Source organism: Amycolatopsis sp. NPDC102389, from assembly GCF_044765885.1.
In the GTDB taxonomy this organism is placed as follows: Bacteria; Actinomycetota; Actinomycetes; order Mycobacteriales; family Pseudonocardiaceae; genus Amycolatopsis.
Genome location: NZ_JBIWKX010000016.1, coordinates 100,059 through 112,172, shown reverse-complemented (window position 1 = coordinate 112,172; position 12,114 = coordinate 100,059). Strand labels below are relative to the sequence as shown.

Sequence of the window (12,114 nt, the reverse complement as noted above, 5' to 3'; positions counted from 1 at the left end):
GCCCGGCCGGATCCCGTATGATCCCGCCGTATGTGCGCACTCGTCCGGCGCGACGATGCCGGCCTTGGTGAGCTGACAAGCTTCATCGGACGGGACGCCGAGGGTGCCGACGTTCGCAGGCTGCTCGGTTCCGGGCGGCTGACCACGCTCACCGGGCCGGGTGGTGTCGGCAAGACCCGGCTGGCGATCAGGGCGATGCGTGACGCCGCGTCCGGGTTCGACGGCGGCACGGTCTTCGTGGGGCTGGCCGAATTGCGTGATCCGGCCCTGATCGCCAACCTCGTCGCCGATCGCCTCGGCCTGCACGACCGGCCCGGCGAGCCGATCCTCGGCACGGTGCTCGGCCATCTCCGGAACAGGGCGGCGCTGCTGGTGCTGGACAACTGCGAGCATCTGGTCGACGCGTGTGCGGTGTTCGTCGGCGAGGTGCTGCGGCACTGTCCCGATGTGGTCGTGCTCGCCACCGGACGCCAGTCGCTCGACCTGCCGGGGGAGGAGGTGCTGCCGGTACCTCCCCTGCCCGTTCCGCCGGAGGACGCCACGCCCGACCGGCTCGCCTCGTACGACGCGGTCCGCCTCTTTCTCGACCGCGCGCTGACGGTGGTCCCGTCGATGCTGGTCACCGAGGAGACGGTCGCCGACATCGCACGCCTGTGCCGCGGTGTCGACGGCCTGCCGCTGGCCATCGAACTCGCGGCCGCCTGGGTGCGGGCGCTTTCGCCGGGCCAGATCGCCGACCGGCTGACCCACGGCCTGCTCACCGCCGGACCGCGCACCGCGCCGGAACGGCAGCGGACGCTGCGCGCCACGATCGACTGGAGCTACCGGCTGTGCTCGCCGGCCGAACAAGCGGTGTGGCGGCAGGTCGCGGTGTTCGCCGGGTCCTTCGAACCGGAGGCGGCCGAGTTCGTCTGCGAAGGTGCCGCGGTACTGGACGTGCTCGACGGGCTGCTGGACAAATCCGTGCTGCTGCGTGAGGAACACGGCGGCATGGCGCGCTACCGGATGCTGGAGATGCTGCGCGAATACGGCCACGAGCTGCTGGAGCGCGACGGCGACCTGACGGAGGCGATGCGACGGCATCGCGACTGGTACGACCGGCTGACCGCGGCCGCCGAGGCCGAGTGGGTCGGCCCCGACCAGGAAAGCTGGGTGGACCGGCTGAGGCTGGACCACGCGAACCTGCGGACGGCGTTGGAGTGGTCGCTGCGAGAGCCCGGCGAAGCGGCCGCCGCGCTGCGGATGGCCACCAGGCTGGACGAGTACTGGACGCTGCGCGGATCGCTCGCCGAGGTACGAGGCTGGCTCACGCGGGCTTACGCCGCGACTCCGGCAGAGCATCCGGATCGGCCGATGGCCTTGGGGGTCGGCGCGTTGCACGCGCTGTGGCAGTTCGATGTCGGTGTGGCCGAGGCCTTGCTGGCCGAAGCGGACGCGCTCCTGGATCGGGCGGACGGCGAGCCCGCGCGGACCTTCCTGTGCCATGTGCGTTCCCTCGGAGCGATGCTGCAACGGGACTTCGAGACCGCGGCGAGGCTCGCGGCGGTCACGTCGGAGACCTTCCGCGCCCAGGGTGATCTCCGCCGGGAGCTGCATCCGCTGTTCATCCTCGGCGTGTGCACGTCGGTGGTGGGCGACCTGACCGGCGCCCGGGAGGTGGTCCGCCGGATGCTGGCCCTGACCGAGAAGGCGGGGGAGGCGTATTACCTCAGCATGGCGGAGTACGCCCGGTCCTGTGTCGAGGTGCTTTACGGCGACGCCGCCGTGGCGGAGACCGCGTCCAAGTCAGGGCTCAGGGCAGATCTACGGATCGGCAACCGGTTCGGCGCGGCGCATCACACCGAGGCGCTCGCCTGGGTGGCGGCGCGCCGGGGGCAGTACGTGCGCTCGGCGACGCTTTTCGGTATCGCCGCGACATTGTGGGACCTCGTCGGGTCTTCGGCCGAGGCGGCGGGCTCGCTGGCGACACCGCATTTCGACCACCTGAACGAGGCTCGCGAAGGTCTCGGCGCAGACCAGTTCGATCACGCGCGCGCGGTGGGCGAAGCACTTCCCGAGGCGAAGGCGCTGGCCTACGCGCTCGGCGAGCGAGCCGACGTCGAGGACCAGGCGGGCGGGGAGCGGCTGACCGGACGCGAGCGGGAAGTCGCCGACCTGGTCGGCGCCGGACTGTCCAACCGGGACATCGCGACCAGGCTGGCGATCTCGCGTCGCACCGTGGAGACGCACGTGCAGCACATCATGACCAAGCTCGGCGTGGACAACCGCACTCGGATCGCGACGTGGGTGGCGACCGCGAACCGCTGATCGGCACGAACGTGCGACGTCGCTCCGGAACCCACAGTGGACAGTGGTACCGCTGAAATGCCTGTGCCTGCCTGGCGGGTCCGGTGCGCGTCCGGGGATGCCTACTCGGCCGCAGGTGCGGTGATGACGTCGAGCCGGCCGGTGTGCACGACAGGGGACTGGAAGCAGTTCCTTACCGCCCAGGCCAAAGGCATCGTGGCGATGGACTTCCTCCATGTGAACACGGTGTTCTGCGTCGGTTGTACGTGTTGTTTGGCGTAGGGCACGGTCGTCGCCGGTGCACATCGTGGGGTGACGGCTCATACTCCACGCAGGGTTTCGAAGCGGCGAGTCTCCACCCACGCCATCCCTGCCCGTGCTCGGACAGAGTCCCGAGGCGCGGCCCGGCTCTGGTGCGCCGGCGACGAACGCGTAATGCCCATCGCCGAACCCCGGACGTAACGACGAGAAGGTGGGTATTCGTGACCGCACCGGTGAACCAGCTGTGGCAGCAGATCATGAACCTGCTGCGGGAACACGCCCCAGCCACCGTCCGCGAGATCCGGCCTCCCGGCCCCAGCGACGATATCCGGGAACTTCAGCGCCTCGTCGGGCTCGCTCTCCCGGATGACCTCGTCGGCTGGTGGACGATCATGGACGGCGTCGTCGATCGCTATGACCAACGGGCCGGGGACCTGGTGCCGCCCGCTTTCGTCCCCCTCGCGGTACAACGAGTCCGCGAGGAGTACCGGCGGATGTCGGAGTCCACCGCCACAGACCCGGCATGCTGCGGCCCAGGCCAGGTACACCAGAACCAGGCAGGCGATGACGGAGGCCCGTTCTGCACCGCGCTCGTGCCCATCTGCCGTGATATCACCGGCACACCTGCGGGTCGGCGGGCGGTGGCGGTATGCCATCGCGGCCGGGGACGGCGTCGAACACGCGTTCTCCGGTGAATTCCGCGAGGTCGAGGCGCCGCATCGCGTCGTGTACACCGAGTGCTACGAGCCTGTCGCCGGCTCCGAGCATCTGGTGACAGTGACGTTCGAGGAGAGGGACGGACGCACGGTCCTGCGGGACCACTGTTCCTACTCTTCCAAGGAAGCACGAGACGCCCACGTGAATTCAGGAATGGAGTCGGGAATGAAGGCCACCATGGATGCTTTGGCGGCGGAACTGTCCGCCATGCGTCGCTGATCTTCCGTCCACTGTGGCCAGGTGTGTCGGCTCACACCGCGACGACGGCTTCGCCCCGCACGGTCGTGGTGCCGTCCCCGAGTTTCACCGTAAGCGCGATGGTCGCCCGCAGTTCGCCGTCGATCTCCTCGACGGCCCGGACCCGCCCGCCGCATACCGGTGCCGCCCCGACGGGGGTCATGCCGACGAATTTCGCTCGCAGGGAACGAATCCGGTCCTGCGGCACCCAGGAAGTGATCAGGCGTCCCAGGTAGGCCATCGAGAGCATGCCGTGGGCGATGACGTCGTCGAGACCCTGCGCGACGGCGACGGCCGGATCGAGGTGGATCGGATTGTCGTCGCCGGACGCGGAAGCGAACCTGGCCAGGCCGTCGCGCGTCACCGTCGGCGCGGTGAAAGAGGGAAGCGTGTCGCCGACGTTCATGCCATCAGCACCTGACGCAGTTCGGCGACGAGTTCGGACGAGCGCGTGATTTCGGTTTCCAGGACTACGAAAGCCGAGCCTCGGCGGTCGAAACTCGAGGCGACGGAACGGAAGGTCAGTTCCTCGCCGGCGTGGACCGGCCGGTGGTAGCGGAACTCCTGCTCGACGTGCAGCACTTGGGCCGGGCGGAGGCCGAACGCGTCGAGCGCGGCGTCTCCTTCGAGTTCGGCGCCGATGCCGAAAAGGATCGTCGGCGGCAGCGGGATGACGGCCGCGGTGACATCGTGGAAGACGGGCGAATCCTCGCCGATCGACGCGGCGAAGTCCCGTACTCGCGAGGCGGAGACCGTGGTGGTGACCGGCGGCAGTTTCATGGCAACCCCAGCAGGGCGTGCGCGGAGACGTCCAGGGCGTCGAGGAGCCGGTCGATCTCGGGCGAATCCGGCGGCAGCTGCAGCATGCGCGACGTGAAGCCGTCGCTCAACGCCGTGAGGCCCGCCGCGAGAGCGTCCGCGGGGCGGTCGGCGGGGATCAGGCCGGACGCCTGTGCCTCGCGCAGGAGCGCGGCCGTGGTCTCCTGGATGGCCGCATAGCCTTCCGCGAGGAATTTGGCCCAGTCCGGGCGGTTGGCGGCGCCCGCGGTGAAGGCGGTGACGACGATCGCCTCTTCGCGCCGCTCTTCGTCCAGGGGGAGTGACTGGTGGAGGTGGTCGACGATCCCGGCGTCCTCCGGCAGCGCGGCGTACCGGCGTTCGAGCCGCTCCTCGGTGATCTCCAGCGCGCGGAGGATCATGTCCTCCTTGCTGGGGAAGTACTTCTGGACGGCGCCCGCCGACACCCCGGATTCGGCCGCCACCGATCGGACGCTCACCGCCTCCAGACCTTCGCGCGCGGCGAGGCGCAGGAGGGCGCTCGCGATGGTGCGACGGCGTTCGTCGCGGTCCACCATCTTCGGCACGGTGCGGCCTCCCCGAGGGTTGCATGATCAGGGTACGACTGTATCCTATCGTTCGGGAGGGGTGAAATGACCGGATCAGCAGCGACCGGCCGCCGGGCGGGGGTCGCCAACCTCGCCGCGGGGCTGACCAAGGGGCCGGTCGAGGTCCTCGACTTCGTGCTGCCGCTGTGGGCGGGCAGCGCCCTCGGTCTTTCGCCCGCCGCGATCGGCGCGCTCACCGCCACCGAAACGCTGGTGTCGTTTCTCGGCAGGCCGGTGGCCGGCGTGCTCGCCGACCGTTTCGACCGAGGCCGTCTCGCCGCGGCCGGCGCGTTCCTGTACGCCCTTTCGTTCGTCGGTTACGCGCTCTCGACCGGGCTTCCCGCCGCACTCGGCGCGGCCGTGGCCGGTGGTGTCGGCGGCGCGTTGTTCTGGGTCGCGTTGCGCGCCAAAGTGGCCGAAAGGCTCACCGAGGACAGCGGGGTCTTCGCCAAGCTCTTCGCGGCCGAGGGCACCGGCACCTGGATCGCCTTCGCCGCGGCGGTGACGCTCGTTTCGCGGATCGATTACGCGGGGGTGTTCTGGCTCTGCGCGGCCGCGTGTGCGGCCGCCGGTGTGGTACTCGTCGGCAAGGCGGATCCACCGTCGACCGCAACGACCACGGCGACCCCGCGCTTGGGCGGCCTCACGCGCCGGATGCGGCCGCTGCTCGGCGTCGTCGTGCTCACCGCCGTCGCGGAGGCCGGCGTCGCGCTGTTGCTTCTGCTGCACCTGCAAAGGAATTACCAGCTCGGGCTCGGCGCGATCGCGGCGGTGTTCCTGCCGGGATTCATCGTGTACAGCACGGTCCCCGAGTTCCTGCACGGTGTGGTCACGCGGCTCGGCCGCGCCAGGGTCATGACGGTCGCGCTGATCAGCAGTGCGCTTTTCGCGGGAATCCTCTCCCTGGCACCGAATCCCTGGACGATCGCGATCGCCTGGGTGCTGGCCGCGGCCGCGTTCGCGGCGGCCGTCCCGGTCGAACAGTCCGTCGTCGCCGAGGCCGCCGGAGTCGATCTGGGCCGGGGCATGGCCATCTACGAGAGCGCGAACCTGCTCGGCGCGACGATCGGCACACTCGGCGCGGGCCTTCTCTACGGTCTGGAGAACGGCTGGGTGATCGCCTGCCTTTCCGCCGCCGCGCTGCTGCTGGTCGCCTCCGCCGTGATCCGCCCCGCGCTCGCCGGGGTCGGCGCGGTCGACCGGCCCGAGCCGCCGGAGACGAAGGAAACGGTCGAGGAAGAACCGGAAGAAGAATCCGAAGAGAAGGTCAAGATCCCGCCGCTCAACGCCTGGGCGGGGCACGCCGTGATCTACGTCGTCGCCCAGATCGCGCTGGCCATCGCCGGGTACAGCTGGCCGGTCGAGGCGGTGTTCGGCGGACCGCACGACGCCTCGTGGTTCTGGAATTCCAGCGGGCACTGGCTGCTCAACATCGGCCGCATCTGGACCGCGATCTTCCTCCTCGACACCGTGTGGTCGCTGGGCAAGGTATTTCTCACGCGTCGCCGCTGAGCACCGCGCGCGCCAACGAGTCGTTCACCGCGAAGAATCCGAACTCCGGTACGTCTTGTGACGCCGACGTGCGCACTCGTTCCACGAGCGGGCCGGCCGCGAACCGGCGCGGATGCGCGGTTCCGGATCTCGTCAGCAGCCGGTGGTCCGACTCGCGCACGGCCAGCCGGCCGGTTCCCGGCTCCGCGGTGCACTCACCGCGGCCGAACAGCGCGGTCAGGAGCGGATCGGTCATGGTCTGGACGGTCGGCTCCGCCAGCCTGGCCTCGATCAGCGCGGTGGCCCGGACGGTCCCGGGCACCGCGGGGCTCGAAGCGACGAAGGCTTCCTCCGTCGCGAACACTTTGAGCCGTGGCCCCAGGAACCGGACGACACCGGCTTCCGACAAGGCGATCAGCTCGGCGACACGCCGCTGCGGTGGCCCGCTCGACAGATAGCTTCCGAACGGGAGGAACCAGCGCTCGACGTCGGCGCTCCGCGAAGCGGGAGCGATCCGCCCGGCGGTGGCCAGCTCGATGGTCGTCATGACGGCCGACCCGAGGCCCGCCAGCGCGCCGAGTTCGGGGGTGTACCACGGATCCGACCGTCGCACGAGGACGTCGGAAAGGTGACCGCGCAGCCACCGCCCCAGCTCCGCCGGCGAGCCGAACCTAAGCCCGGCCATGGGTTCCGCCACCGTGTCGAGGTCGAAACGGTCGGCGGGATCGGGCACGGCCGCGGCGATCAGCGAAGCCGGATCATCGGTTTCGGCGAACCGCTCCGAAAACTCGTCCCAGCTCATCGCCGTCCGGAACGGATGGCCGAGGAACAGTTCGTGGTAGTAGCCGCCGAGGATCTCCTTGACCACCAAGGGCCACAGCCGTTCGCGGAAGTCGAGCCCCGAACCGGCGACGTCGTGGGTGAAGAAGCGAGGCAACGGAGGTGGCCCGGCGATCAATGCCGACGTCGGCTTCGCGTGATACGGGACTCCTCGCCGCGAGCCCGCGTGGATGACCGGCTCCTCGCCGGAAGGTTCGTAGACGAGTTCGCCCGCGCCGGTGCGGCGGAACTTGCCGCCGCGGCCCTGGGTCAGCAGGGTCACCTGGTCGATGAAGGTCAGGCCCAAACCCCGCAGCAGCACGGATTCACCGGGCCGGACGGTGGGCACGTCCTCGGCGTGCCCCGGCGGCCGGTAGGTCAGCCCGTGCGACTCCGCGAACGCGGCCAGCGAGCGTTCCGCCGGGCCGGGCCGGGCACCGATGTGCCCCTGCGTGAGGATCACGGCGTCGACGACGAGCGGTTCCGGCACGCCTTCGAGCCAGACCGCCTGCGCGGAACCATGATCGCGGACGTCGACGGCGCGGCAGCGGTGGACGTGCACCCGGCTCCCGGACGCGGCGCCGGCGAAGATCCATTCGTAGTACGCCCCGGCGAGCGGCCGGGAGGCGAACCGGCGTTCGGTGAGCCTGCTCGCCTCGCCTGCCAGCTCACCGTCGGCCAGCAGGGGCTCGCCCTCGGTGCGGAACCATTCCCACAGCGAAGGAAGCCCGTCCGGCCCGCCGAACATGTCCACACCGGACACCGGCGAGTTCATCCACAGCAGGTCCGGCTGGGCACGCCGCCAGATCCGCCCGGGGCCGGGCGGGTACGGATCGACGACGTGCACCTCCAGCTCGTCTCCGAGCGCGCAAAGCCGTTGCAGCACACCGGTTCCCCGCGGCCCGGCACCGACGACGCAGATTCTCATCGTGCCGCCGCGACCGCCGTCCTCGCCCGGACCGTCACCGTCGCACCCCGTCCCGGCTCGGCCGTGATGTGCCGCCGGACGAGGCGTTCGCCCGGGGCGGTGGAGGGCGCGAACTCGAATTCGCGCAGCATCCGCTTGATCACCGTCCGCATCTCCACCAACGCGAACGTCGCGCCGAGACAGCGCCGGATCCCGCCGCCGAACGGCAGCCAGTTCACCGCCGCGGTCTTGTCTTCGAGAAACCGTTCCGGCCGGAGGACCCCGGCGTCACCGAAGACCTCCGGCGACTCGTGCACGACATCGACGCACGGCGTGAGGATGGTGCCCGCCTTGATCCGATGTCCCGCGAAGTCGACGTCCGTCATCGCCATCCGGCTCAGGTCCGGGACGACCGTGCGCAGCCGCAGGCTTTCCTTGACCAGCGCGTCGAGGTACTCGTCGTCGTCGGTGTCCGCGGCCGAGGTGGCCTTGGCGAGCACCTCCGGCGCGCGCACCAGCTGCTCGAACGTCCAGGCCAGCCCCGCCGCGGTGGTCTCGTAGCCCGCCACCAGCAGCGTGATCAGCTGATCCTCGATCTCCCGGTCCGAAAGCGGTTCACCGTTCTCGTCGCGGGCACCGACCAGCAACGCGAGCGCGTCGACCCGCTTGTCCAGCTCGGGGTCGGCGCGGTGCGAGGCGATGAGTTCCCGCAGCAGCCGGTGGGAATCCGCGAGATGCCGTTCACGCTGCCGTGCGTACGGCAGGAGCCGCGCGAACAGCGGGCTGCCGAGCGCGAGCTCCACCGCGGATTCGGTGCGGCTGAGCCGGAGCATGGCCGTCCTGATCTCGTCGAGCCGGTCCGCGCCGACCCCCATGACGACGCGCAGGATGACGTCCAGTGCGATCTCCTTGGTGTACCGGTGCAGCGCGAACGGCCGCCCGACCGGCCAGGTCGCCATGTTGGCGTCGGTGATCGCGGCCATGGACTCGACCTGGGCCCGCACCGCCCGGCCGTGGAACGCGGGCATCATCACCGCTCGCGCGCCGGTGTGCCGGGGACCGTCGGCGATCAGCACCGAGAAGCTGCTCGACGCCCCGCCGAGCGCGGCGTTGGCCGCGCCCGCGCGGAACGTCTCGGGGTCGGCGCGCATCAGCTCCTTGATGTCGCCGGCCCCGCACAGGAAGACGACTTCGCCCATCGGACGGATGGTCGCCCCGATGACGTCGCCGTGGGTGCCCCGCCAGCGGCGCACGGTGCGCCGTGGCGAGGCCCAATACAGCATCGTCTGGACGGCGGCGGGCAGCCGCGGTCCCGGCGGCGGCACGCTCATGCCGTCTCGCGTCGCTCGGTGCCCTGGCGCAGGTAGTCCGCGACCACCTTGGAGACGAGCAGTGGTTCGGCCGTGCGCCGCCCGCCGAAGGCGACGTAGTTCGCGATGATCCCGCGTCCGCCCATCGGCGCGTTGCCGTTCTCGGTCTGCAGCAACGTGGTGTTGAGGCACACCTCGTGCCGCTTGGCGAGCAGCTCGACGGTCTCCGGCAGGTCGCCGTACACCATCGCGCCCATCGCGCGTTCCTCGAAGAAGGGCGAGGAGAGGACGGCGTGCAGCTCCTCCTGATCCTTGTACCGCAACACGTTGAAGATCGGCGCGAACAGCTCCTCGAAGTTGGTCTTGACCCCGGCGAGGTCGCGGCCGAGCACGGTCGGTTCGAGCCGCCGCCCGCCGAGGTCGACGTGCCCGCCGTGCACGATATGCGCCGCGTTGCCGTGCAGGTATTCCAGCGCGTAGCCGAACGCCTGCTCGTAGTGCATCGGCCCGTAGTCGGCGTCCGGATCGTCGTTCGCGCCGAACTTCAGCTCGTCGATCCGCTTCGCCAGCAGGGTGTGGAACTCCTCGCTGACCGATTCGTGCACGAAGAAGACGTCCGGGCCGAAACAGTCCTGGCCCGAGTTCAGCAGCCGGATGTCCACGGCGTCGCGGGCGGCCAGGTCGACGTCCGCGCCCGGTCCGACGATCAGCGGGTTGATGCCCTGTCCGAAGTAGACGAACAGCTGGGCGGCGGTGATCCGGGTCCGGATCTTCTCCGCGTTGGCGTAGGTGCCGGTGAACACGACGAGGTCGGCTTCGGCGACCGGGCCGGAGACGAACTCGCGCTGCGTGCTGGCGGAAAGTTCGATCGGCAGTCCGTGCACGGCCGAGAGCAGCTCGTGCAGGCGGCCCAGCGCGCCGCGGATGTGGCTGGACGGCCGGAAGACCACGCTTTCGCTGTACAGGCTGGGAATCATCAAGTACAGCACGTAGGCGTAGAGCGGGATGTTGGACGGCATGAACACGGCCGTCCGGTTGACGAGCGAAGGCCGGTAGGTCGAGATCTCCTCGACCGCGCCGCGCAGGGTCTCGATGGCGGTGTCGAGTTCGCCCGCCGCGGTCTGATGGTTCGAGACCTCGGTGAGGATTTCGAGGATCTCGCTCCGGTGCTCGCTCAGATAGCGTTCGGTCGCCAGCAGCGCGGGGACGCGCTCGGGGAGGGGCACGACCGAGGTGTCGGGCCGCTGCGCACTCCGGGTGAGCGTGTCACCGGTGGGGGAGAACTCGGTTTCGACCAGCTCGCGCAAGGCTTTCATGTCGATCTTTCCGGTGCGGTTGAGGGGGAAGGTGGGGACGACGAGGATTTGGTTCGGCTGTTCGTGGGTGGCGAGGTGGGGACGCAGGGTGCGGCGCCAGGCCCGCGCGTCCTTGCAGGACTCGTCGGCGACGACGAAGACCAGGTGGCTGCCCCGCCGGTCGTCCGGGATGTCGATCACCCGCACCGGCGCGCCCGCGGCTTCGGCCTTGTGGGCCAGCACTTCCGGGTAGAGCGTGTAGCCGTGTCGGTGCACCGCGCCTTGGCGTCCGAGCACGGCGATGTCGCCGGCGGCCGTCCGGTAGCCGATGTCCGCGGTGCGGTGGTCCCTGCCTTCGGTACGCCGTAGTTCGCCGTGCTCGCCGAGGGTGGCGACCATCAGGTCCGGCGTGCGGACGATCAGCTCGCCGATCTCGCCGTCCGGCACCGGGGCGCCGTCCTCGTCGACGATGTCGATCTCGATACCGTCCAGCGGCCGCCCGCACAGGTCGGGGAATTCCGGTGAGGACAGTGCGATGTTGCCCGCTTCGCTGCTGCCGTAGCCGTCCAGCAGCGGCCGCCCGGTGAATTCGCTGAACCGCGCCGCGAGGTTCGCGCCCAGCGGAGCGCCGCCGACGCACCACATCCGGACCGAGGCGAGAACGTCGCGCTTGACCGAACGGTTTTCGAGCAGGCGCAACAGACTGTGATAGGTCGAGGGCGCGCCGTCGACGACGGTGACGTTCAGCTCGGTGATCGCTTCGACGGCGGCGTCGAGCCGGGTGTGCGGCACGACGACCAGGCAACACTCGGCCGAGTGCCACAGCATCAGGAGCGAAAGCCCGTACTGGTGGGAAAACGGCAGCAGCGGCAGCAGGACGTCGTTGCCGGTGTACCGCATCCGGAGCTGGGTGCGTTCGATGTTGCCGCGCAGGCCGGGCCCGGAGCGCACCACCGCGGTCGGGTCGCCGGTGGTGCCCGAGGAGAACACGATGAGCGCGTCCTCGCGGGCCCACCAGCGCTCGAGGTCGAGCTCGAACGCCGGCGCGGCCGGGGCCTCGGCGTCGATCAGTTCGCCCAGCTCGACGCGGTGGACCGGGGCGCCGCCCGCCTCGACCACCGGGTCGCAGATCAGCCAGCGGGCCGACGCGCGGCGCAGCACCCGGGCGCGTTCTTCGGCGGTCTGCTGGTCGTCCAGCAGGATCAGGGAAACGTCGAGATGCATCAGCGTGAGCAGCGTCAGGACGTAGTCGACCGAGTTCGCGGCGACGAGGCCGACACGATCGCCGGGCCGCAGGCCGAGGGTCTCCAGGCGATCCGCGACGCCGGCGCAGGTACGGAGGACATCGCGGCCGGTCATGGCTCCGCGCGGGGAGACGATCCGGATGGCTTCGTGATTCACGGTTT

10 protein-coding genes are annotated in these 12,114 nt (G+C 70.2%); 4 read left to right on the top strand and 6 right to left on the bottom strand.

The genetic code is table 11. From position 1 onward, the window contains the following. Nucleotides 1–30 precede the first annotated feature (30 nt). From ACIRGA_RS16840 to ACIRGA_RS16830, 3 genes are all read left to right on the top strand, one after another. Nucleotides 31–2,307 carry an ATP-binding protein gene (locus ACIRGA_RS16840; protein WP_400941968.1) on the top strand — a complete coding sequence of 759 codons (2,277 nt, stop codon included), beginning with the start codon at nt 31–33 and terminating at the stop codon, nt 2,305–2,307. Nucleotides 2,308–2,768: 461 nt separating this feature from the next. Further along, complete coding sequence (locus tag ACIRGA_RS16835) at nt 2,769–3,242, top strand: hypothetical protein (RefSeq protein ID WP_400942014.1); 474 nt, start codon at nt 2,769–2,771, stop codon at nt 3,240–3,242. Next, nucleotides 3,154–3,483, top strand: a complete 330-nt coding sequence (locus tag ACIRGA_RS16830; protein ID WP_400941965.1) for an SRPBCC domain-containing protein — start codon at nt 3,154–3,156, stop codon at nt 3,481–3,483. Before ACIRGA_RS16835 ends, ACIRGA_RS16830 begins: the two co-directional genes overlap by 89 nt. Before the next feature lie 31 nt (nt 3,484–3,514). Here the strand turns inward: ACIRGA_RS16830 and ACIRGA_RS16825 are convergent, their stop codons facing one another. Genes ACIRGA_RS16825 through ACIRGA_RS16815 form a run of 3 tightly spaced genes read right to left on the bottom strand, consistent with a single transcriptional unit; the run spans nt 3,515 to nt 4,856 of the window. After that, nucleotides 3,515–3,907: a MaoC/PaaZ C-terminal domain-containing protein gene (locus tag ACIRGA_RS16825; RefSeq protein WP_400941963.1), complete on the bottom strand. Its 393-nt coding sequence runs from the start codon at nt 3,905–3,907 to the stop codon at nt 3,515–3,517. Then, nucleotides 3,904–4,281, bottom strand: coding sequence for a MaoC family dehydratase N-terminal domain-containing protein (locus tag ACIRGA_RS16820; protein WP_400941961.1), 378 nt, complete (start codon nt 4,279–4,281; stop codon nt 3,904–3,906). Before ACIRGA_RS16820 ends, ACIRGA_RS16825 begins: the two co-directional genes overlap by 4 nt. Continuing rightward, nucleotides 4,278–4,856 carry a TetR/AcrR family transcriptional regulator gene (locus ACIRGA_RS16815; protein WP_400942008.1) on the bottom strand — a complete coding sequence of 193 codons (579 nt, stop codon included), beginning with the start codon at nt 4,854–4,856 and terminating at the stop codon, nt 4,278–4,280. Before ACIRGA_RS16815 ends, ACIRGA_RS16820 begins: the two co-directional genes overlap by 4 nt. A 75-nt stretch (nt 4,857–4,931) precedes the next feature. On the opposite strand from ACIRGA_RS16815, the gene ACIRGA_RS16810 reads away from it, so the two are divergent. Further along, on the top strand, nt 4,932–6,398 hold the full coding sequence (locus tag ACIRGA_RS16810) for an MFS transporter (protein ID WP_400941958.1): 1,467 nt from the start codon (nt 4,932–4,934) through the stop codon (nt 6,396–6,398). On the opposite strand, the gene ACIRGA_RS16805 is transcribed toward ACIRGA_RS16810, so the two are convergent. Genes ACIRGA_RS16805 through ACIRGA_RS16795 form a run of 3 tightly spaced genes read right to left on the bottom strand, consistent with a single transcriptional unit; the run spans nt 6,382 to nt 12,109 of the window. Continuing rightward, entirely contained in the window at nt 6,382–8,124 is a 1,743-nt protein-coding gene (locus ACIRGA_RS16805) for an FAD/NAD(P)-binding protein (RefSeq protein ID WP_400941955.1), read from the bottom strand. The genes ACIRGA_RS16810 and ACIRGA_RS16805 overlap by 17 nt on opposite strands. After that, on the bottom strand, nt 8,121–9,434 hold the full coding sequence (locus ACIRGA_RS16800; RefSeq protein WP_400941952.1) for a cytochrome P450: 1,314 nt from the start codon (nt 9,432–9,434) through the stop codon (nt 8,121–8,123). Before ACIRGA_RS16800 ends, ACIRGA_RS16805 begins: the two co-directional genes overlap by 4 nt. Beyond that, nucleotides 9,431–12,109 carry an aldehyde dehydrogenase family protein gene (locus tag ACIRGA_RS16795; RefSeq protein ID WP_400941949.1) on the bottom strand — a complete coding sequence of 893 codons (2,679 nt, stop codon included), beginning with the start codon at nt 12,107–12,109 and terminating at the stop codon, nt 9,431–9,433. Before ACIRGA_RS16795 ends, ACIRGA_RS16800 begins: the two co-directional genes overlap by 4 nt. Nucleotides 12,110–12,114: the final 5 nt, after the last annotated feature.